The sequence below is a fragment of the Pseudodesulfovibrio sp. 7M6 genome, assembly GCF_050058625.1.
Lineage (GTDB): Bacteria > Desulfobacterota > Desulfovibrionia > Desulfovibrionales > Desulfovibrionaceae > Pseudodesulfovibrio > Pseudodesulfovibrio salinus.
Window position 1 is genome coordinate 2984305 of sequence record NZ_CP188816.1, and the last position, 20867, is coordinate 3005171.

Annotated in this window: 25 protein-coding genes and 1 riboswitch; of the genes, 13 read left to right on the forward strand and 12 right to left on the reverse strand. The window is 58.7% G+C overall.

The annotated features are described in order from the left end of the window. The first annotated feature begins 10 nt into the window (after positions 1-10). The 3 genes from hemC to ACI0FG_RS13980 all read left to right on the forward strand — a co-directional run bounded on the left by hemC (position 11) and on the right by ACI0FG_RS13980 (position 1523). Positions 11-943, forward strand: a complete 933-nt coding sequence (gene hemC / locus ACI0FG_RS13970) for a hydroxymethylbilane synthase (protein WP_419785614.1) — start codon at positions 11-13, stop codon at positions 941-943. Continuing rightward, positions 943-1203 carry a helix-hairpin-helix domain-containing protein gene (locus ACI0FG_RS13975; protein ID WP_419785615.1) on the forward strand — a complete coding sequence of 87 codons (261 nt, stop codon included), beginning with the start codon at positions 943-945 and terminating at the stop codon, positions 1201-1203. The genes hemC and ACI0FG_RS13975 overlap by 1 nt, the downstream gene beginning before the upstream one ends. 125 nt (positions 1204-1328) lie before the next feature. Further along, positions 1329-1523, forward strand: coding sequence for a hypothetical protein (locus ACI0FG_RS13980; protein ID WP_419785616.1), 195 nt, complete (start codon positions 1329-1331; stop codon positions 1521-1523). A gap of 208 nt (positions 1524-1731) precedes the next feature. On the opposite strand, the gene cobT is transcribed toward ACI0FG_RS13980, so the two are convergent. Next, positions 1732-2793: a nicotinate-nucleotide--dimethylbenzimidazole phosphoribosyltransferase gene (cobT, locus tag ACI0FG_RS13985; RefSeq protein ID WP_419785617.1), complete on the reverse strand. Its 1062-nt coding sequence runs from the start codon at positions 2791-2793 to the stop codon at positions 1732-1734. Positions 2794-2936: 143 nt separating this feature from the next. On the opposite strand from cobT, the gene ACI0FG_RS13990 reads away from it, so the two are divergent. After that, complete coding sequence (locus ACI0FG_RS13990) at positions 2937-3767, forward strand: WcbI family polysaccharide biosynthesis putative acetyltransferase (RefSeq protein WP_419785618.1); 831 nt, start codon at positions 2937-2939, stop codon at positions 3765-3767. A gap of 65 nt (positions 3768-3832) precedes the next feature. Continuing rightward, complete coding sequence (locus ACI0FG_RS13995) at positions 3833-4240, forward strand: hypothetical protein (RefSeq protein ID WP_419785619.1); 408 nt, start codon at positions 3833-3835, stop codon at positions 4238-4240. 21 nt (positions 4241-4261) lie between these two features. On the opposite strand, the gene ACI0FG_RS14000 is transcribed toward ACI0FG_RS13995, so the two are convergent. From ACI0FG_RS14000 to pyrR, 4 genes are all read right to left on the reverse strand, one after another. Continuing rightward, a complete protein-coding gene (locus tag ACI0FG_RS14000) occupies positions 4262-4516 on the reverse strand; it encodes an Ada metal-binding domain-containing protein (RefSeq protein WP_419785620.1) in 255 nt (84 codons plus the stop codon). A 168-nt stretch (positions 4517-4684) separates the two neighbouring features. Then, positions 4685-5299 (reverse strand): hypothetical protein, encoded by a 615-nt coding sequence (locus ACI0FG_RS14005; RefSeq protein ID WP_419785621.1) that lies wholly within the window; start codon positions 5297-5299, stop codon positions 4685-4687. After that, complete coding sequence (gene thrB / locus ACI0FG_RS14010; protein ID WP_419785622.1) at positions 5296-5832, reverse strand: homoserine kinase; 537 nt, start codon at positions 5830-5832, stop codon at positions 5296-5298. Before thrB ends, ACI0FG_RS14005 begins: the two co-directional genes overlap by 4 nt. Before the next feature lie 5 nt (positions 5833-5837). Beyond that, positions 5838-6377 carry a bifunctional pyr operon transcriptional regulator/uracil phosphoribosyltransferase PyrR gene (gene pyrR / locus ACI0FG_RS14015; RefSeq protein ID WP_419785623.1) on the reverse strand — a complete coding sequence of 180 codons (540 nt, stop codon included), beginning with the start codon at positions 6375-6377 and terminating at the stop codon, positions 5838-5840. Between the two features lie 162 nt (positions 6378-6539). On the opposite strand from pyrR, the gene ACI0FG_RS14020 reads away from it, so the two are divergent. From ACI0FG_RS14020 to ACI0FG_RS14030, 3 genes are all read left to right on the forward strand, one after another. Then, entirely contained in the window at positions 6540-6881 is a 342-nt protein-coding gene (locus ACI0FG_RS14020; protein WP_419785624.1) for an IscA/HesB family protein, read from the forward strand. A gap of 171 nt (positions 6882-7052) precedes the next feature. After that, entirely contained in the window at positions 7053-7388 is a 336-nt protein-coding gene (locus ACI0FG_RS14025) for an IscA/HesB family protein (protein ID WP_419785625.1), read from the forward strand. Positions 7389-7535: 147 nt separating this feature from the next. Beyond that, complete coding sequence (locus tag ACI0FG_RS14030) at positions 7536-7850, forward strand: IscA/HesB family protein (RefSeq protein WP_419785626.1); 315 nt, start codon at positions 7536-7538, stop codon at positions 7848-7850. A gap of 1035 nt (positions 7851-8885) precedes the next feature. Here the strand turns inward: ACI0FG_RS14030 and ACI0FG_RS14035 are convergent. Further along, positions 8886-9542, reverse strand: coding sequence for a CBS domain-containing protein (locus ACI0FG_RS14035; protein ID WP_419785627.1), 657 nt, complete (start codon positions 9540-9542; stop codon positions 8886-8888). A 350-nt stretch (positions 9543-9892) separates the two neighbouring features. On the opposite strand from ACI0FG_RS14035, the gene ACI0FG_RS14040 reads away from it, so the two are divergent. Next, positions 9893-10063 carry a hypothetical protein gene (locus ACI0FG_RS14040; RefSeq protein WP_419785628.1) on the forward strand — a complete coding sequence of 57 codons (171 nt, stop codon included), beginning with the start codon at positions 9893-9895 and terminating at the stop codon, positions 10061-10063. A 169-nt stretch (positions 10064-10232) separates the two neighbouring features. Here the strand turns inward: ACI0FG_RS14040 and lepB are convergent, their stop codons facing one another. Both lepB and lepA read right to left on the reverse strand, forming a co-directional pair. Continuing rightward, complete coding sequence (gene lepB, locus ACI0FG_RS14045; protein WP_419785629.1) at positions 10233-10907, reverse strand: signal peptidase I; 675 nt, start codon at positions 10905-10907, stop codon at positions 10233-10235. A gap of 31 nt (positions 10908-10938) precedes the next feature. Further along, positions 10939-12744 (reverse strand): translation elongation factor 4, encoded by a 1806-nt coding sequence (lepA, locus tag ACI0FG_RS14050; RefSeq protein ID WP_419785630.1) that lies wholly within the window; start codon positions 12742-12744, stop codon positions 10939-10941. A 238-nt stretch (positions 12745-12982) separates the two neighbouring features. Between lepA and cfa the strand changes: the two genes are divergently transcribed. Continuing rightward, a complete protein-coding gene (gene cfa, locus ACI0FG_RS14055; protein WP_419785631.1) occupies positions 12983-14140 on the forward strand; it encodes a cyclopropane fatty acyl phospholipid synthase in 1158 nt (385 codons plus the stop codon). A 78-nt stretch (positions 14141-14218) separates the two neighbouring features. On the opposite strand, the gene ACI0FG_RS14060 is transcribed toward cfa, so the two are convergent. The 3 genes from ACI0FG_RS14060 to ACI0FG_RS14070 all read right to left on the reverse strand — a co-directional run bounded on the left by ACI0FG_RS14060 (position 14219) and on the right by ACI0FG_RS14070 (position 16418). Continuing rightward, positions 14219-14899: a DUF1847 domain-containing protein gene (locus ACI0FG_RS14060; protein WP_419785632.1), complete on the reverse strand. Its 681-nt coding sequence runs from the start codon at positions 14897-14899 to the stop codon at positions 14219-14221. A 240-nt stretch (positions 14900-15139) separates the two neighbouring features. After that, positions 15140-15793: a 3,4-dihydroxy-2-butanone-4-phosphate synthase gene (gene ribB, locus ACI0FG_RS14065; protein WP_419788394.1), complete on the reverse strand. Its 654-nt coding sequence runs from the start codon at positions 15791-15793 to the stop codon at positions 15140-15142. Positions 15794-15904: 111 nt separating this feature from the next. Beyond that, positions 15905-16055, reverse strand: a riboswitch (FMN riboswitch). Between the two features lie 156 nt (positions 16056-16211). Beyond that, positions 16212-16418, reverse strand: a complete 207-nt coding sequence (locus tag ACI0FG_RS14070) for a TOBE domain-containing protein (RefSeq protein WP_419785633.1) — start codon at positions 16416-16418, stop codon at positions 16212-16214. 279 nt (positions 16419-16697) lie between these two features. Here ACI0FG_RS14070 and ACI0FG_RS14075 point away from each other — a divergent pair, with 279 nt between their 5' ends. The 3 genes from ACI0FG_RS14075 to ACI0FG_RS14085 all read left to right on the forward strand — a co-directional run bounded on the left by ACI0FG_RS14075 (position 16698) and on the right by ACI0FG_RS14085 (position 18792). Further along, the gene (locus tag ACI0FG_RS14075; RefSeq protein WP_419785634.1) at positions 16698-17054 is read left to right on the forward strand and encodes a hydrogenase maturation nickel metallochaperone HypA; all 357 of its coding nucleotides are present in this window, start codon (positions 16698-16700) and stop codon (positions 17052-17054) included. An 18-nt stretch (positions 17055-17072) separates the two neighbouring features. Further along, positions 17073-17732: a hydrogenase nickel incorporation protein HypB gene (gene hypB / locus ACI0FG_RS14080; protein ID WP_419785635.1), complete on the forward strand. Its 660-nt coding sequence runs from the start codon at positions 17073-17075 to the stop codon at positions 17730-17732. Between the two features lie 742 nt (positions 17733-18474). Continuing rightward, positions 18475-18792: a hypothetical protein gene (locus ACI0FG_RS14085; RefSeq protein WP_419785636.1), complete on the forward strand. Its 318-nt coding sequence runs from the start codon at positions 18475-18477 to the stop codon at positions 18790-18792. 1214 nt (positions 18793-20006) lie between these two features. Here the strand turns inward: ACI0FG_RS14085 and dapF are convergent. After that, a complete protein-coding gene (dapF, locus tag ACI0FG_RS14090; RefSeq protein WP_419785637.1) occupies positions 20007-20855 on the reverse strand; it encodes a diaminopimelate epimerase in 849 nt (282 codons plus the stop codon). Between the last annotated feature and the right edge of the window lie 12 nt (positions 20856-20867).

Sequence of the window (20867 nt, forward strand, 5' to 3'; positions counted from 1 at the left end):
AGGACATCACATGAAAGAACTCGTCATCGCCACCCGAGGCAGCGCCCTGGCCCTTTGGCAGGCCAACCACATCAAGGATCTGCTGGAGACCGAGCACCCGGGCCTGAGAATCGACCTGCTGAAGATCAAAACCAAAGGCGATAAAATTCTTGATGTTCCTTTAGCCAAGGTGGGGGGGAAAGGGCTTTTTGTCAAGGAAATCGAAGAGGCTCTATTGGATGGGCGCGCCCACATAGCGGTCCACTCCATGAAGGATGTGCCCACCGAATTGCCCGATGGGCTGGAGGTCGGCATCATTCCCGAACGCGAAGCCTCCACGGATTCCCTGCTCTCCGTAAAATACGAAGGACTGGACGGATTGCCCCAAGGTGCACTGGTCGGCACATCGAGCCTGCGCCGTCAGTCTCAGCTGGCCACGTTGCGTCCCGACCTGGAAATCAAATCCCTGCGCGGCAACCTGGACACCCGCGTCCGCAAGCTGCTGGACGGCGAGTTCGACGCTATCGTCGTAGCCACCGCCGGACTCAACCGGCTGGAGCTTTCCGCCCCCAAGCAGGAGATTCTCGGACCGCCCAGCTTTCTCCCCGCTGTTGCCCAGGGCGCTCTCGGCATCGAGTACGCCAAGAGCAACACCGAGGTCGCCGCACTCCTCCAGTTCCTGGACCACGAGCCAACCAAACAGCAGGTTCTGGCCGAACGGGGATTCCTCACCGGACTGGACGGCGGCTGCCAGGTGCCCATCGCGGCATGGTCCCAGCTCAAGGGCGACCGCGTTCACCTCACCGGCTTTGTGGCGGACGTGGACGGTTCGCGCCCCATCCGCATGGAGGCCGAAGGCCCTGTCGCACAGGCGTGGGAAGTGGGAACAGGGCTGGCCGAACGCGTGCTGGCCGCCGGTGGCAAGGCCATCCTCGACGAAGTCTATGCCCGCGAATCCCGCTAATGGACAAGGACGCCCTTAAACGACTCCAAGTCATTCCGGGTATAGGCCCCAGCATGGCGGCGGACCTCATCTCACTGGGGTACCGATCCGTACCCGAGCTCAAGGGACAGGACCCGGAGGCCATGTACGCCCGGCTCATGGAGCAGATGGGATGTCATGTGGACCGTTGCGTCCTCTATGTATTTCGCTGTGCCGTCTATTTTGCCTCAAACAAGCGGCACGACCCGGAGAAACTCAAATGGTGGTCCTGGAAAGAGTAAAGAAAATCAGAGTGGTCGGCTGCTCCCGCCTGGGCCTTCCGTTATCTTCCATAAAGTTTTCCAACGAGCATCCGATAAGGAGTGTAAGCTACACGCTGAAAACTCCATGGAAGGAGGTACGAATCATGGAAGCAACCAGCTTGGAAGTACACGGCTCGAACGTTGCCGACCAAATGAAGGCCATGCGCAAGGTTCGTTTGCAGCGAAAGGTCCTGGAGAACCCGGAAATGGCGCGGGACCTCGTCAAGATCCAGTCCACCGGCACCTACAACGCCAAGGGCGACATCATACAGTCCGTGGGCAGCCTGGGTGAGGCATAGCGCATGAATGGGAGACACGACATCACGACACAATAGGCCGGGCGAAACATTTCGCCCGGCCTATTGTTTTGTTATGCCACACAAAAATAGTCTATCCGATAAAACCGTCGGCCGGAATGGCCTGGAATCCGGCCTGATTCCGATTTGAAAAAGCCCCGATCCGCAGTACCACGGACCGGGGCTTCCATTTGAAGCGATATCTTTCAGACTAGGCTTCGGAAACGCCTGCCGAGGCGAAGGAAGCCATCTTGTTGTACATGTCCGCCGCGCTGCGCACGAGATACATGGCGCAGGCCGCGCCCGTGCCCTCGCCCAGGCGGAAGCCGAGATCGAGCAAAGGAACAAGGCCCATGGAGGCCACGGCCTTCTTATGGCCAGGTTCGGCCGAGGCGTGGCTCAGGACGCTGTAGTCCGCCACGGCCGGGCAGATCTTCCAGGCGGCGGCATAGGCTGCGGTGGAGATGAAGCCATCCACGCAGACCAGCTGCCGATTCTTGGCACCGCCCAGAATCAGACCGGCCAGGGCGGCGATTTCCAGTCCGCCGAGGGCGGCCAGGATATCCACCGGATCGCCGGATTCCACGGCGGCACGGTTGGCCTCCAGTCCACGGGTCACGGCTGCCGCCTTGAAGGCGACGCCCTTTTTGTCCAGCCCTGTGCCGGGGCCGGTCACCTCGAGGGGCTCCAGTCCGAGATAGGCGCAGTACAGGGCCGTGGACGGCGTGGTATTGCCGATGCCCATGTCGCCGGTGCCCAGGACCTTGACCCCGGCCTCGGCGGCACGGTCGGCCAGGGAAATACCCAGCAGAAGAGCCTGCAGGCACTGCTCGCGGGTCATGGCCGGCCCCTTGGTCATGTTGGCGGTGCCGGGGGCGACCTTTTCCTGAATGAGCAGCGGATGCTCGTCAAAGGGACCGCCGCAGGCTCCGGCGTCCACCATGTAGAGCTGGACTCCGGCGGTTCCGGCCAGCACGTTAATGCCCGCGCCACCGGCAAGAAAATTGAGCAGCATCTGCCGGGTGACCTCCTGCGGGAACAGGCTGACGCCCTCCTCGACCACGCCGTGGTCGCCCGCGATGGTGTAGATGCGCATGGGGTCGGCCACGGGCGCCCCTTCCTGAATCAGATACAGCTGAAGGGCCAGCTCCTCCAGACGGCCGAGACTTCCCTTGGGCTTGGTCAGGTTGTCGATATGTTCCTGTCCGGCAGGGGCCAACGAGCGGTCCACGGGCCGAATGGCGTCTATAGCGTCGCTAAAACGTTTTTGCATAATTCCCTCATGTCTAGATAAAATGGTGTTCCGGTGAGATACACTGCCTCCTGCCGGGTGTAAACAGGCCCGCCCCCTTGCCGGAGGGAGCCTCCGGTGCTAGGAGTCGGACAATTCCGCAACGGCAAGCCCTTGGATATTACATGACAAAGGAACTCTGCATCCTCCACGCCAACTGTCAGGGCGAACCGCTCCTTGAGCGTCTGAACCTGTGCCCGGACTTTTCCCGGCGCTATGAAACGCGGATTTTTACCAACTACATCCGCGAGGCCATCCCGGATCAGGTGCTGGCGGACTGTTCGCTCTTTCTTTATCAGCACCTCTCCCCGGGCTGGAACGATCTGGCCTCGGACCACCTGCTCGGCAAAATCCCGCATACGACACGCGCCCTGTGCGTGCCCAATCTGTTCTTCAAGGGATACTGGCCCACCTGGAGCGGCGCCCCGGGGTTCGACTACCGCTGCGAGGTATTGGACAAACTGCTGAACCTGGGGCTTCCGCCCGAAGAGACCCTGATCCTCTATCTGCGGCGCAATCTGACAGACGAATACGATCTGGCCGCCATTGCAGAAGAATCCCTGAAGACGGAGCGGCAACGGGAAACACACACGCCCGTCAAATATGTCCACCTCATCGAATCCCTCTGGGGGCATGAGCGGCTGTTCAACACCGTCAACCACCCCGGCCCGCTGCTGATGAATCATGTGGCAAACGGCGTCCTGCATGAGCTGGGCCTGCCACAGGTGGAACCCGACGCCATGCAGGCACGGGGAAACCCGTTTCCTGAATTCGAGCAGCCTATTCACCCCCATGTGGGTGCGTTCTTTGGGTGGAATTTTGCAAAGCCGGACACCCGTTACAACGTCTATGGACGCCAACTGAGCTTTGCCGGATACGCGGCCGACTATGTCACGGCCCGCAAATCAGGTGTCACCGACTTCATTTCCTTCCTGCTGGGCTGCAATAAAGCCTGACCTCCCCCTTCAGATTCCGGCCCGTCTGACGATAAGACGGATGGAACCACCACGGAGGGTCGGTCATGAATCTGGCAGCATACGCAGCATGGGGATATCCACCGGAATATGATCCCACCGCCACGGCGGAGGACCTGGGGCTTGCGTACCCGACAACCGGCACCCGGCCGGACGCGGAAGCGGAAGCTTCTGGAGAGGCAAAGCCACACCTGGGCGACAGCGCGATCTTTTCCGAGGCGGCCATAGCGGCCTTCAAGGAAGCGGCCATAGAGCCGATAAAGAACGGCACATTCAGCCTGGACGGGCTGCAACGCCGCATCAACACGGTCCGCACCGAGATCAATCAGGTATGGAACTCCGCCATGTCTGACTCGGAAAAGGATCGGCAGATATCGGCCAAAAAGAATGAAATAGCCCTGCTCCAGGCTGGTCAGTACACCTTTGCCAAGGCGGGATTTCCCCTTTCCATTTAGACTGGAATTCCGTGGCCGAGGCTACGGCTTGCAAATCTTGCAGGGACGATACCCCGCCTCCAGCGCCTCTTCTCTGGACGAAAAATCCACGATGCAGTTCTTGCAGTTGTAATACCGACAGCCCGGCCGGTGGAAGACGTGCGAATTGCGGTTCCCGTGATAGAGAAAGACGGCGGCGCTCGCCTCGGAAACCGGGGCAAGCCGGGCCAGATCGGTCGCTGTTCCGGCCAGGATCAGGGCCAACAGGAGCAAGGCGGACAAAAACACTTTTCGCATGGCAGCCCCCTGCGCTGACGTTTGCGTTGTTCGCCCGAACTACATCACGCCTTCAGCGCCAGTGCAACAAGTTGCCCTGAAAACATGCGGAAGACGCAAGCAAAGGGCGGAGCCCCGCGTATCGATACGCGGGGCTCCGCCCGTTATGTGCGTCGCAAAATCAGCCGGTTATCGGAGTCGGGGCGGTCCCAGGACGATCATCTCGGCAATGGTGTGGTCCACCTTGGGAAGCTGGCGCAGGTTGGCACCCACGAACTGCATCTCAAGGGTCGCGAGGTCGCGGTACAGAGGGGTACGGTCCACCAGCGGTGCTTCCCGGCCTTCGGCCTCCAACCCGGCAGTCAGCTCCTGGCAGCGGTAGCAACCCGGAAACTGCACCCCGCCGCCGCTTGGCCGACGCAGGGCGTTGGGTACGCCGTGCATTCGGCAGATCATCAACCGGTGCTTGTACAGGCCGCAGATGCCCTGTTTCTCGTCGATATTGAGCGGACACATGATGTGCGGCCGTTCGCCGCGCGCCTGGGCGGCAAGGGCCTCGTCCACATAGGCCCGGGCCCTGTCCTTGACGGCCTCCAGCCGGTCGGCGGGGAGTTCATTCAGTCCTTCCCACAGATAGGCCCACTCCACGTAGGTATGGTGCTGAAAAAAGGAAAGGCAACAGTTGTCGGTACAACCCTCGCAGGTCAGTCCTATGGTCGAGGCGGCATCGGCATACTGGTCCACCATCCGGTCGTAGATGGAAGCCAATTTGCGGAAAGCGGCCTTGGGAGTCAGTCTTTTCATGGCAGGTCGATCTGTTCGATAATTCGATCCACACACTGCTCGGGCGTATCCCCGTCGGTGCGGATCACGATGTCCGCGGCAGCCCGGTAGAGGGGCTGGCGCTCGGCATACAGCGCGCGCATGGTCTTGCCGGGCGCGAGCGCCAGGGCACGGCCCTCGGCAGCGCCCACGCGCTTGAGGAAGGTTTCCTCGTCCACATCCAGCATGACCATAGGGCCAAGCTCCTTGAGCCGGGCCACGGCATCGGCATCATAGATGACGCTGCCGCCGGTGGAAATAACGGTCCGGGTCAGGCGCAGTTCGCTGACCAACCTGCCCTCGATATTCAAAAACATTTCCAGTCCGTACTTGTCCATTATGGCCTGGAGCGGCATGGCATAGTAGGACTCGATATGACGATCCGTGTCGAGCTGGCCCCATTCCAGACGGTGGGCCAGCAATTTGCCCAGGGTGGACTTGCCCGCCCCGGCCATGCCCACCAGGGTGATGCAGGGATCGGGCACTTCGTCGCGGACGATGGGAGTGAACGTCACGTGGCTCAACTCCTCACGAGGCAGACCTTGTCCTCGCCGTCGCGTTCCACCACACGCACATCCACGTGTTCCTTGTCGTGAGTCTCCACCCGCTTACCCACATAGTCGGCCTGGATGGGCAGCTCGCGGTGCCCCCGGTCCACCAGGACCAGCAGCTCCACACGGCGCGGGCGGCCGTAGTCCAGCACAGCCTCCAGCGCGGCGCGCGTGGTGCGGCCGGAGTAGAGTACGTCGTCCACCAGCACGATGGACGCGCCTCCGATCTCGAAACCGATTTCCGAACAGTTGATGGTCGGAGCCAGCTCCAGATTGGTGGTCCAATCGTCGCGGTAGAGATTGATATCGAGCTTGCCCAGGGGAATCTTGCGGCCCAGCCGTTCGTCCAGCAGCTTCTTGAGCCGCTCGGCCAAATCCGCGCCACGCCGCTGCACACCGATGATGGCCAGGGACGGATCGTCCCCGCGCCGCTCGATGATCTCGACGGCCAATCGCTCCAGGGTCCGGCTCATTTCCTTTTCATTCAGGATGGTGCCGCATTCTTGCATAGGAAAAACCTCGTGATGCTTTAAACCTCGCGCAGACCGGCAAATTAGCCCAATAGTCCCGGCCCGGTCAACTCGCACGAAACCATTTACGGAGTTTGGATTTGACAAACCCCCGGAGAGTACCTACCTCTTCAGTTCCCGACCACCAACAGGAGGAATTGAATGATTGAAGTAACAGAAAGCGCCCAGAAGCAGCTCCAAGGCTACTTCCAGGACAAGGAAGCCTCGCCCATCCGGGTTTATCTTGCAGCAGGCGGCTGATCCGGCCCTCGGCTGACATTGGCTCTGGATGAGCCTAACGACAAGGATGAGACGTTTGAGGCGGGTGGATTCACCTTTTTGATAGAAAAGGCGCTCATGGCCGAAGCCGGTAACATCCGAATCGACATGACCTACTACGGGTTCACGGTCGATTCCGAAAATCCGGTTGGCGGTGACGGTGGCTGCTCTGGCGGCAGCTGCAGCACCGATGGTGGCTGCTCCACAGGCAGCTGCTCCTGCTAAGGCAGGGCACACCACGAAACAACATGGGCGGCTTCCCCTCCGGGGGGGAGACCGCCCCTTGTTTTTCCCGGCCAGGCCGCAAGGCGCCTTCTCATTGGACAAATACCACTCGGCACGCAGGACGGACCGTCCTCTGTCGGCCCACATGCACCTCTAGATCAGGAGAATCACATGATCGAAGTCACGGAAAGCGCCCAGAAACAACTTGAGGAATACTTCAAGGAAAATACCGTTTCGCCCATTCGGGTATACCTGGCCGACGGCGGTTGCGCCGGTCCGCGCCTGACCCTTGCCCTGGACGAGCCCAACGAGAAGGACAACACCTTCGAGGCCGGCGGATTCACCTTCGCCATTGCCAAGGACCTGATGGAAGCGACTGGTAATATCTCGATCAACATGACTCCGTACGGTTTCGTGGTTGAGTCCGAAAATCCCGTTGGCGGCAGCGGCGGTTGTTCCTGCAGCTGCGGCGACGGCGGTTGCGGTTCCGGCAGTTGCTCCTGCTAGGACCAAGTATATACCAAGCGAACATGGGCGGCTTCCTCGACAAGAGGGGCCGCCCTTGTCATTTCGGAATACAATATGTGAGATAGTCGGACTTTCCGCCAGGATCAGCCCCTTCAGTCCAAAGCCACGACACAACACGAGGGGCATATGGTAATCATCACGGGAAATGCCAAAAAGGAACTCGACAGAATCTTTGGGGACAAGAAACCGCAATTGCGAATATTTCTGGATACCAGCGCGGGAATGAGGCTGGCCTGGGGCGAGGATCACGCCGTGGGCGGTGACCGGATATTTGAGACGGAGGGGTATACTTTCGTTGTTGATCGCGACCTTATCGGTCTTACCGGCGACCTGCGGATCAACATGACCGAAACAGGGTTGGAGCTCGAATCTCAAAATCGTGTGGTTTGCGATGAACCGACCGAAGACGGCTTCGGCTATCGCAACTCGCAAGGTTTCTAGCAGCCCCCTGCCCGATTGCACCCCGCTCCCCCAAAAAACCAAAAGGGCCGGCACGCCTGGTACCGACCCATCCGATTAGGACCGCAATCCCGACCTTGAGCCGGGTTAATACGAAGTCCTTACGCCCTGATGCATATGTCGGGTCCTCCCCGATACACCACGGCAATGACTTGTTGTGTTGTCACGGCCAATTCGACTGGAATGCCGGTATCGACCGTTATTGTGGGAAATCTTTTAGCACGACAGGCCGCTCACGTCTACCCGCTTTCCCCCATTAAAGTTCCAATAAATCGCATTATCATGAAAAAAGCTGAATCAGCAGCCTAGGTACCGGCAGCGAACCTTGACGCCCCAGAGCCTCGATCCCTCCTCACACTCTGACGGGCGGACACGTCGCCAACCTGCCTTCCAACCGCAACCTTCGCAAAACGCCTTGAGAGGCAGGATGAAACGTTGACGCCAGACCGACCCAATCAATTTTCAAGGCCAGGGAGAGCACCGTGTAAAAAAGGAATGTCGTTTTCATCTGTGAATCATACTCCTGCCGCAGCCAGATGGACGAAGGCTTTGCCGGATTTTTGCTCCCGGACACCATAAACGCCTTGCCCGCAGGAATAAAACAACCCTATCGACAAACTGGCCGTCACGGCCATGCACGAGCTAAGTATCGACATATACGGCCAGGAGACCCACAGGGTTCAGGACTTCCTGGACAAGAATATGGACTTCGTCATCACGGTCTGCCCCCAGACGGCCAGGTAGAGCCCAACCTTTCCGCTATCAATCCGCATGAGGAACAAGACCTCTGAGAACCCGCCCGAATAGCCAGGAGTGTTGACTCCGAGAAGGCAAAACTCCGTGAGTACCGACGGAGCCGAGATGAAATCCGCGAGTTTGTGGAAGACCTACCCGCCCTGCTTGGGGTTTGACGGCAAGCGGCAAGCGGGACGGAGGATAAAGAAGGCCGGGGCATACATGAGTGTACGTCCCGGCCTGTAAATTTTCTGGCGGCAAGCCCGCCTGCATCGGAGTCCGCTAGGACCAGTCCTGCCGGAAATCCTCGGCCGCCACCAGCTTGTAGCCACGCTCCTTGAGCGCTTCCTCCACCGGAGCGGTATCCTCGGTATCGATGCGGACAACCACGATGCGGCGTCCCTTGTAGAAGAAGGTGCCTGTGGAGATGATGGAAATCTTCATATTGGCTATGACGCCCGCCACCTCGTAGAGCACGCCGGATCGGTCGTCCACGTCGAGGGTCAAACGGCTGCCACCCTCGCGGTAGCCCATTTCCTCGGCCAGGACATCCAGGAGAACGTTGCGGTTGATGTAGCCGATCAGCTTGCCGTTGTCGTCCACCACGGCCAATCCGGCCAGGTTCATCTCGTACATCATGTCCGCCGCGCCTTCTATCTCGGTATCCGGGGCAACGGTCTTGATGTCGGTGTGGAAAATTTCCTTGATCGTCAGCTTGCTCATCAAAAAGCTGATTTCATGCTTGGCCAGCGAAGTGATGAGGGAAGGGAGCGCGCCCGTGATGTCTTCCTTGCGGACGTACCCCAGCAGGTTATCCTTGTCGTCGACCACCAGAAGCATCCACAGCTTGTTATCTTCCAACAGCTTCTGGGCGTCCTTGACCAGCGTCTCAGGCTTTACCTTGACGAAGTCGCGCAACATTTTTAGTCCGACGAACATATGATTCCTCCCACTTTCCGGCTGTGCCGTTTGCTGTATGATACGGATAAAACCCGCTGGGAACCGATACACTTTTTCCAAATACGATGCAATTACCCTCAGCCCGCTGTGGAAGGCCTCTACCGGGCAACCCCGGCCTCAAGCAACCTGCCACAACCGACATTTTTGCCATATTACTTGTGCTAAATTTGTTACAAACATCAACGTTACATGTATAATATACTGTTTTATCAGAATAAAAAAAATATCTAATAATCTTGCCGCAAAACCGTCCGCCGGGTAAAGATAAACCATTTGCAACAAACAGCATCCGCGCCGCGCAGCGGACATACATAGGACAAGAGGTCACCATGTCGACATATATTCTGGCAGGCATAGGACTCGTGGCAATAGCCGCGTGCGCCGTCCTGATTCTGACACGACGCAGGCCGAAGCGGAACAGGCTTCCCCTGGACACCTTCAATTTCGACAAGCAGAAAAAATACGAGAAGGACGGCCGCAAGTTCCCCTTTTCATACTGATCCGAGACAAGCCTTGCAGTCTGCGGCGGGGCACCAGCCCGAGATTTATCAGCCGGAGCTATGCTTTGTGACCAACATTCGCGACGCAAAAAAAGAACGGCCTCTGCACCACAATGTGGGCAGAGGCCGCTGTTTGTTTCTTTTCAGAAATGGAGTCTAAGTATTACCGTTAATTGGCGAACGGATGGTGGAAGACCCGGCCGATGCGGCCCAGGCGGATGTTGGTCGGGCCATCCCAGGACCAGTAGATGATCAGGGCCTTGCCCACGATCTTCTCGCGCTTCACGGTTCCCCACCAGCGGGAGTCGTAGGAGCCTTCCCGGTTGTCGCCCATCATGAAGTATTGTCCCTGCGGAATCACGTAGGGGCCAAAATTGTCCCGCACCGGCATGCTGCCAGCTTTGGTGTGGTGGACATACGGCTCATCCAGCGCCTTGCCGTCGATGTAGACGACCTTGTCCTTCACCTCGATGGTCTCGCCCGGCAGGCCGATGACGCGCTTGATGAAGTCCTTGGACTCGTCCTCCGGGAATTTGAAGACAGCGATGTCGCCACGCTGCGGATCGCCAACCTTGTAGAGCTCCTTGCCGTCCGTGGTGTCCAGCACGGAAAAGTAGCGTTGCCCGGACGGTGTCTCCTTGAACAGGATGGAGGACGGCAGCCGCACGTCATAGGCGAACTTGGAGACCAGCAGGTGGTCGCCGATCTGCAACGTCTCCAGCATGGAGCCGGAGGGGATCTTGAAGGCCTGAACGATAAAGGCACGGATAAAAAAGGCTAGCAGCAGGGCTACTATGATTGCTTCCACGGTGTCCCTGAATGATTTCAATGATTTGTTGGTCATTTTTCTCGATAGTTCCTTGAATGGATAATGATCAGTCCTCGTCGGCCTTCAGCACGGAAAGGAAAGCCTCCTGCGGAATCTCAACGTTGCCCATGCGACGCATCCGCTTCTTTCCTTCCTTCTGTTTCTCCAGCAGCTTGCGCTTGCGGGTGATGTCGCCGCCATAGCACTTGGCCGTCACGTCCTTGCGGAACGGGGCGTTGCGCTCCTTGGCCACAATCTTGTTGCCGATGGCGGCCTGGATGACCACCTCGAACATCTGGCGCGGGATGGAACGCTTGAGCTTGAGGGCGAGGGAGCGGCCTATGCGCGCGGAGTTCTCTCGATGCACGATGCAGGAGAAGGCATCCACGGGGTCGCCGTTGATGAGGATATCGAGGCGCACAAGGTCAGCCTCGCGGTAGTCGATGACTTCGTAGTCGAGGCTGGCATAGCCCTTGGTGGACGACTTGAGCTTGTCGAAGAAGTCGTACATGACCTCGGCGAACGGAATCTCGTAGGTAATGATGACGCGGGTCGAGGTGACGAACTTCATGTCCTTCTGGATGCCACGCTTCTCCTCGCACAGGGCCAGGACAGCGCCCACGTACTCACTGGGCACATGGACTTCCAACCGCACGAACGGCTCCCGGACGGACTTGATGCGGGTCGGGTCCGGCAGCTTGGACGGGTTGTCGATGCGCAACTCCTCGCCGGTGACGGTCTCCACCTCGTAGATGACCGAGGGGGCCGTGGTGATGAGCCGGGCCTCGAACTCGCGTTCAAGCCGCTCCTGAATGATCTCAATGTGCAGCAGCCCCAGAAAACCGCAGCGGAAGCCGAAACCGAGGGCCTGCGAGGTCTCCGGCTCGTAGCTGAAGGCCGCGTCGTTGAGCTGGAGCTTTTCCAGGGCATTCTTGAGGGTCTCGTACTCGCTGGGCTCCACCGGATAGAGGCCGGAGAAGACCATGGGCTTGACCGGCTTGAATCCGGGATACGGTTCCTTGACCGGATTGTCGGCCAGGGTGAAGGTATCGCCAACGGGCGCGTCGCCCAGCTCCTTCATGGAAGCGCACAAAAAGCCGACTTCGCCGGGGCCCATCGTCTTGATGTCCACGGCCTCGGGCATGAACGCGCCAAGCCGGGTGACCTCGAACACCTTGCCGGTGGAGAAAATCTGGATGTCGTTCTTAAGCTTCAGCGTGCCGTCGAAAATACGGAAGAGCACGACAACGCCCTGGTAGGAATCGTACCAGGAATCGAAAATAAGCGCCTTGAGCGGGGCTTCCGGGTCGCCCTTGGGCGCAGGCAGCAGATGGACCACGGCTTCTATGACCTGATCCACATTGAGCCCGGTCTTGGCGGAAACGGCCAGGGGATTCGAGCAGTCGAGCCCGATGACGTCCTCGATCTCGCGGCTGATGGCCTCGGGGTCAGCGCTGGGCAGGTCGATCTTGTTCAGGACTGGAAGGACTTCCAGGTCGTTGTCCAGGGCGAGATAGACGTTGGCCAGTGTCTGGGCCTCCACGCCCTGGGTGGCGTCCACCACCAGCAGCGCGCCCTCGCAGGCGGCCAGGGAACGGGAGACCTCATAGGAAAAATCGACGTGACCGGGCGTATCAATAAGGTTGAGAATATACTTCTCGCCGTCCGAATCGGTATACGGGATACGGACGGTCTGCGCCTTGATGGTGATGCCGCGCTCGCGCTCAAGGTCCATCTTGTCGAGATACTGGTCTTTCTTCTCCCTCTCTCCGACCAGACCGGTCAGTTCCAGGATGCGGTCGGCCAGCGTCGACTTGCCATGGTCGATGTGCGCGATAATGCTGAAATTTCGTATTTTTTCGATCTTGCTCATACGTTCCGTCAAAGCGGCTGATGTTCGCCGGGAATGGGCCAAGACCCCCTACCCCAGGCATGTGGCAAACTCATTAAAGGATTTGGGTGGGGTTGTCCATCACCGGCAGCACCCCCTGGCCGGCACATCTCCCCCCCACGACATCTTGTGACTCTACTCATGCGTTGATACACTTTCCCCATTCATAACACGCAGGACGCAAGGAGGATACGCCCCGCACCGACAAAGGAGTTTTATAATGACAACATGCAAAAAGGTGGTCACCCACCTGCTCGATGAGGCCGACATCCACATCAACGGACAAAACCCCTGGGATATCAGCGTCGAAGACGAAAGACTGTTCCGGGAAGTACTGCGCACAAAGAACCTCGCACTGGGCGAGGGCTACGTGCATGGCTGGTGGAACTGCGACCATGTGGACGAGTTCATTTGCCGGGTACTCAAATCCGGCGCGGCCAACCATGTCCACGGCAACTGGAAACTGGCCGCCAGGGTACTGCCCGCCCTCGCCTTCAACCTGCAAAGCCCCTCACGCGCCCGCACCGTGGCAAAAAAGCACTACGATCTGGGCAACGACCTCTTCCAGGCATTCCTGGACCCCTATCTTCAATACAGCTGCGGCTACTTCAAGGGCATCCCGAAGCGGGATTTCGACACCGCCACCAACGAGGAAGTGCGAGCCGATCTGGAAAAAGCCCAGCAGGCCAAACTCCGGCTGATCTGCGAGAAGCTGGGACTCAAGCCACGCGAGCGCCTCCTGGATATCGGCTGCGGCTGGGGCGGGCTGGCCCGGTTCGCGGCCGGCAAATACGGCTGCGAAGTGGTCGGCGTGAACATCTCGCGCGAGCAGATCACCTTTGCCCGCAAGTTCTGCTCCGGCCTGCCGGTGGAGATTCGCGAGCAGGACTACCGCGACCTGAACGAACCCTTCGACAAGATCGTGTCCGTGGGCATGTTCGAACATGTGGGCCAAAAGAACTATACGGACTACATGAAGACCGTATCCCGCTGCCTGAAGCCGGGCGGCACCTTCCTGCTTCACACCATCGGCACCAACGTCACCGGTCCCGAGATCGACCCCTGGATCGAAAAATACGTCTTCCCCAACGGCAACCTGCCGAGCCTGGAACAAATAGCCAAGGCCTCGGAGTCCCTCTTCGTCATGGAGGACTGCCACAACTTCGGGCCGGACTACGACCGCACCCTCCTGAGCTGGCTGCACAACTTCCGCCAGTCCTGGCCCCGGCTCAAGGACAAGTACGGCGAGTCCTTCCGCCGAATGTGGGAGTACTATCTCCAGTCCTGCGCCGGAGCCTTCCGCGCCCGCGACATTCAGCTCTGGCAGATCGCCTTCACCCACATCGGCGATCCCCAGCCGGATTGCCGCAAGGCATAGGGCCGTCACACCCGCCAAAAGAAAAGGGGGATGCAGTTGCGGCATCCCCCCAGATTCTCACCACACCCCTGTAGCGGATCAGATGTTCTTCAAATACCTGTAATAGGTGTCCAGCTGGTAGACGGCGGCCATGGGATTATGGCCGAGCACCCGATCCTTGACCGCCAGGACCGTTACCGGGGCCTTGGCCCGCATGATGAAGAGCGAGTCGTGGCCCACGCAAAGACCCATCAGTACATTTAATTCCACGCCGGATTCGTTGGCCACCTCGGCCTGAAAGACCGGGTTGCACATGGTTTCCACTTCCTGGGTGGCGTCCACTTGCTCCGCCTGGGTGATGCCCAGATCCGACTTGGGCACGCGGCCCGACTTGCACACAACGGAAACGACCTCGAATCCGGCGGACTCGAAAAGCTCGTGCACCTTCTTGGCCTCAAAGCGGACGCCGACGCAGAAGGTCAGACCGAGCCGCTTGTAGCCCATGCGCCGGGCAAACTCGATGATCTCCTGAATACGCGGCTTGCACGGCTTGACCGCAGCATAGCCCAGCTCGCTGTTCTCGTATCCGGCGGCTTCCTGACGCGAGGCCTCGCAAGCGAAGTTCAGCAGCTCGCCGCAGGTCGTGTCATGAGCGCGCTGTTTGGCATCCTTGAGCAGCACGGAAGGACAATTTTTGGGAGCCTTGCCACCGGGCTTGCGACAGTAGCGTTCAGACCAGTCGTAGGGGCAGAGGGCGCAGGTGGGATGTGGTTGCGACATGAAAATACTCCAGTGGTTTTGGTCCGTCCGGATAGTGGGTCGGGCCGAGTTTTCCAGAGAGCTTACTCCAAATTCGAACAGGGAAAAAGTGAACTTCTTCAGGAGGAAATAGCCCGAATCCATTTCCGTGCAGCAGCGCGATTCCCCCTGAAGTCAGCGATGAAAAAGGCCCCGTTTCGGGCGATACGAAACGGGGCCATTACTTTTTTGCATCGGCAGAGAACCGGAGGAGAGGGAGAACTATGCCGCGATCTTCTCCTGCTGACGCCGGTAGGCGCGGATGTCTTCCACGGTCAGGACCGGGAAGTCGTGTTTTTCGGCAAAGGCCACGATTTCGGGCAAGCGAGCCATGGTGCCGTCCGGATTGGTCAGCTCGCAGAGCACGCCGCAGGGCTCGTATCCGGCCAAACGGGCCATATCCACTGTGGCCTCGGTGTGGCCGCCACGCTCAAGCACGCCGCCCTTTTTAGCACGCAGGGGGAAGACATGGCCGGGGCTGGCGATGTTCACAGCCGAGGAACCCGCAGCGGACGCGGCCTTGACCGTGGTCAGACGGTCGGCAGCGGAAACGCCTGTGGTGACACCCTCGGCGGCTTCGATGGAGATGGTAAACGCGGTCTGGTAGCGGCTGGTGTTCTCGGCCACCATCATGGGCAATCCAAGGGAATCGACTTTCTCATCCGTCATGCACAGGCAGACAATGCCGCTGCACTCGCGGATGAGCATGGCCATCTGATCGGTGGTCATGGGTTCGGCCGCAAAAATGAGGTCACCCTCGTTTTCACGATCCTCGTCGTCGGTTACCAGAATGCCTTTTCCGGCCTTGAGGGCCGCAATTCCGTTTTCCACCCGGCGGGTGGCGTCGCCGAAGCGACTGAGCAAAGACTGATCCATCATGCAACTCCTTGTCATGAGAGGATGATTGAATCAGGGCGCGAAGACAGGGGAACACCCGGTGCAGGACGCACACGGACGGGCGCACGCAAAAGCGCAACGCGGAAGCTGCCTTGGTCTCTCACATCCGGACTGTCACCGTCGGCCCCGGAATCACACCGGGTCTGCTGACCTTCCCCACCCGGGGAAGCGCTCGCGGGCTTTCCGACATATCGCCGGAATCACCGCCGGTGGGGAATTGCACCCCGCCCTGAGAACAAGTTCGGGAAGAAAGATACTCCCAGGGCCGTGAATGTCAACCCGGAGAAAGAGCAGCGTTATTTCCAGGAGGAACTCGAATTCCTGCCGGATTTCAAAATACCGTGCATAAAAAAAGACACCCCGAGGAGTGCCTTTCAGAGAGGTGTTTTCACCGATACTATTTGGCGATCATGACGCTGGTGGCCTTGACCATGGCCTTGACGTCGTCACCGACCTTGATGTTCATGCGCTCAACCGAATTCTTGGTGATGACGGAGACAACCTCGACACCCGGGGCGACCTCGATGACCACTTCGGCGTTGACCATGCCAACGGTGAGTTCCTTGACCTTGCCGGCAATCAGATTTCTTGCGCTCAGTTCCATGATGAATCTCCTCATGAGATAAAGATGTGCTGTGCATTATCGCACGTCCTGCCAAGTTAGTGTCACGAATATTTTTAAATTCGTGACCTATAAGGACTATAGTGCTCACTGGAACATAATAAGTCAAGCCCGATATTGGACGAAAGTTACAAAGGCCGAAAACCTCCGAAAGAGGGCATCAAATGGGCAAATCACGCCTATTTCCTACTCCGGAAGACGGGTTGTCGAAGAGCCCATCCCCCTTGCCCGTCTTGAAAAAAACGGGTAAGCGTCAACCTCATGCACGAAATGTCCATCGTCCAATCAATCCTCGGCATCCTGCACGAGGAAATGGTCAAGTATGAAGGCCACCGGCTGAAAAAAGTGGTCATCAAAAATGGCGCCCTGGCCGGAGTCGTTACCGAATCCCTTGAGTTCGCCTGGGAGGCACTGACCCCGGATACCGAATTTGACGGCGCACAGCTCGAAGTTGTGGAAATACCGCTTCGGGTAAAGTGCGGTGATTGCGGAGAGGAGTTCACCCCGGAGCATACCAGGTGCATGCCCTGCCCTAAATGCGACCAGCTCCTCGGCCACACCGTACTTCAGGGCAAGGAAATGCTCATCGATTCCATCGAAATAGATGACGGCGATTAACACAGGAGAATGAAGGAAATGTCACAGGAAGTTACCATCGTCCGCAATGTGCTTGAGGCCAACGATCGCTTGGCGGAAGAACTCAAGAATAAATTCAGGGTGCGCAAGATCCTGTGCATCAACCTCATGAGTTCTCCGGGCGCAGGCAAAACCACTCTGCTGGAGCGCACCCTCTCCGACCTGCGCGACGAGTTCAAGATGGCCGTTGTCGAAGGCGACCTGCAGACGGACAACGACGCCCAGCGCGTGGCCTCCACCGGGGCCCAGGCCGTACAGATCAACACGGAGGGCGGCTGCCATCTGGACTCCGGCATGGTTCTGGACGCCATCAAGGCCCTCGACCTGGACGGTCTGGACATCCTCTTTGTGGAAAACGTGGGCAATCTGGTCTGTCCCGCCGAGTTCGACGTGGGCGAGGACTACAAGGTCACCCTGCTTTCCGTGGCCGAAGGCGACGACAAGCCGGAGAAGTACCCCCTCATGTTCCATATTTCCGCAGTGATGATCCTGAACAAGGTGGACCTGCTCCCCTACGTGGACTTCGACATGGACAAGGCCAAGGGCCACGCCACCAAGCTGAACAAGGACATCAAGGTATTTCCGGTTTCCGCCCGTACCGGCGAGAACCTGGAGGACTGGTACAGCTGGTTGCGCGAGAAGCGCGCCGAGAAGCTCTAGTCTGAACGCCTGACAGGCCAATCAAGGCGCGGACGTCCATGGACGCCCGCGCCTTTTTTGTCTGTTCCTTTCGGAGAAAAGACGAAAGCAGAAGAGAAAGATTGAAAGGCAGAAGTGGAGCCGCCTCCGGCGGGATTTATTTCAGAGTGTTTCGCACCCTAAAGGTGCGAGTTACTTTTGGACCAGAGCGCCCAAAAGTAACCAAAAAGCGCTCTTGGGGTGCCATGCCCACCGCCCCGGTGACGGGCAAAGAATCTGATCCAAACGGCCTGCGCTCCCGCGTCCCAAGGCGGGAAGCTCAAAACCGCCGGGCCGCGAAGATTCGCTCCGGCCGTTTGGTCAGCTTCTAAGCCGCGTCCCCACAGGGCTTCTTCGAAGCAGCTTAGCTATGCGCCATTAAGGCAAGCAACAGCGTGATTATCCGCAAAAGAAGGTCCTGAAGACAACCGTCCGGTCCCGAAAGGTGTTGTTGTTAATTCGCAGAGACCAGCCCTGTGTTTCGGCGGTTAGCAGCCGACCAAGCGGGTAAGGCGGCTCCCGTAAGCCACCCGGTAAGTTGGTGGTAATCCCGACACCAACAGGGAGAAACGGCACTATACTTTTCCTGAGATGGAGCCGTCCCGCTTGGATCGGATGCTTCCGGCGAAACACGCAGGCGGCAAAGCTACTCCCAAGGGCCTTTTTCGTTCTTTTTGGCCCAGCAAAAAGAACCGCCGCCCGCGCAGGGCAATTGGAGGGCATTTTGAAGCCGCAGGCTTCAAACCCGGCTCTCTGCTTCTGGGAAATCAAAGATAAAAACATAAGAGAAAGACAAAAAGGCAGAAGTGGAGCCGCCTCCGGCGGGATTTATTTCAGAGTGTTTCGCACCCTAAAGGTGCGAGTTACTTTTGGACCAGAGCGCCCAAAAGTAACCAAAAAGCGCTCTTGGGGTGCCATGCCCACCGCCCCGGTGACGGGCAAAGAATCTGATCCAAACGGCCTGCGCTCCCGCGTCCCAAGGCGGGAAGCTCAAAACCGCCAGGCCGCGAAGATTCGCTCCGGCCGTTTGGTCAGCTTCTAAGCCGCGTCCCCACAGGGCTTTTTCGAAGCAGCTTAGCTATGCGCCGCTGCGGCAAGCAGAAATCTGAATATCCGCAAAAGAAGTCTCCGAAGACAACCGTCCGGTCCCGGAGGGCGTCACAGTTAATTCGCAGAGACCAGCCCTGTGTTTCGGCGGTTAGCAACCGACCAAGCGGGTAAGGCGGCTCCCGTAAGCCACCAGGACGGAGGGTGGCAACCTCGATCTATTCGCGGAGGAACGGCACTATACTTTTCCTGAGATGGAGCCGTCCCGCTTGGATCGGCTGCTTCCGGCGAAACACGCAGGCGGCAAAGCTACTCCCAAGGGCCTTTTTCGTTCTTTTTGGCCCAGCAAAAAGAACCGCCGCCCGCGCAGGGCATGGAGGGGACTTTGAAGCCGCAGGCTTCAAACCCGGATCTCTGCTTCTGGGAAATCAAAGATAAAAACATAAGAGAAAGACAAAAAGGCAGAAGTTGAGCCGCCTCCGGCGGGATTTATTTCAGAGGGTTTCGCACCCTAAAGGTGCGAGTTACTTTTGGACCAGAGCGCCCAAAAGTAACCAAAAAGCGCTCTTGAGGTACCATGCCCACCGCCCCGGTGACGGGCAAAGAATCTGATCCAAACGGCCTGCGCTCCCGCGTCCCAAGGCGGGAAGCTCAAAACCGCCGGGCCGCGAAGATTCGCTCCGGCCGTTTGGTCAGCTTCTAAGCCGCGTCCCCACAGGGCTTCTTCGAAGCAGCTTAGCTATGCGCCATTAAGGCAAGCAACAGCGTGATTATCCGCAAAAGAAGGTCCTGAAGACAACCGTCCGGTCCCGAAAGGTGTTGTTGTTAATTCGCTGAGACCAGCCCTGTGTTTCGGCGGTTAGCAGCCGACCAAGCGGGTAAGGCGGCTCCCGTAAGCCACCCGGTAAGTTGGTGGTAATCCCGACACCAACAGGGAGAAACGGTACTATACTTTTCAAAGGATGGAGCCGTCCCGCTTGGATCGGATGCTTCCGGCGTAACACGTAGGCGGCAAAGCTACACCCAAGGGCCTTTTTGGTTCTTTTTGGCCCAGCAAAAAGAACCGCCGCCCGCGAAGGGCATTGGAGGGATTTTGAAGCCGCAGGCTTCAAACCCGGCTCTCTGCCTCTCTCCCCCTCAAACAAAAAAAAGAAAGGCCACCCCATCACTGAGGCGGCCTTTCCCGAATTTCAAATTCGCAGCGTCAGCCTACTTCAACCCCATCGCCTCAAGGTACAATTCGCCCTTGAAGGTCAGTTCGGCAGCACCTTGCAGGAACAGGTTGTCGCCCTCGACAAAAACCTTGAGCTGCTCGCCGGCCGTGGTGGTCAGCGTCGCCGCCGGGCCGGTCAGCCCCAGCTTGTGGGCCAGCAACTGCGTGGCCGACGCGCCGGTGCCACAGGCAAAAGTCTCGCCCTCCACACCGCGCTCATAGGTGCGCAGCAGCATGGTCGAGTCATCCACCACCTGGGCGAAGTTGACGTTGGTTCCGGCAGGCGCGAACCGCTCGTGGTAACGCAGCTTGGGACCCATATCCATGATGTCCACGGCCTTCACATCGTCCACGAACACCACGACATGGGGTACGCCGGTATTGGCAAAATGCGCGGTGAGCGGCTTGCCGTCCACGGTCAGTTCGATGTCGGTCTCGATGCCGGTGGGCGGGGTGAGCTGGACCTTGACCCGTCCGGCGTCCTCGCCTTCGGTCAGTACCTTGGCCTTGATGGGTCCGGCGTCGGTGCCGAAGACATGCTCTGCCGGTGCCAGCCCGATGGCATGGGCCAGACGCCCGGCGCAACGCGAGGCATTGCCGCACATCTCGGCGCGGGAACCGTCGCTGTTGTAGAAATGCCAACGGTAGGCAAGCGCGGGATCGTCGCTCTCCTCAAGGAAAAAAATGCCGTCACCATAAACGCCGAAGGCACGGGCACAGACCTTTTTCGCCCACTGCTCCATGTCGGCCACGGGAATCTTGCGCTCGCGGTTGTCGATGACGATGAAATCGTTGCCGCAACCCTGCATCTTGTAAAAGGGAACGGGAGTGCCGAAAAGGGTCATTATTTTCTCCAT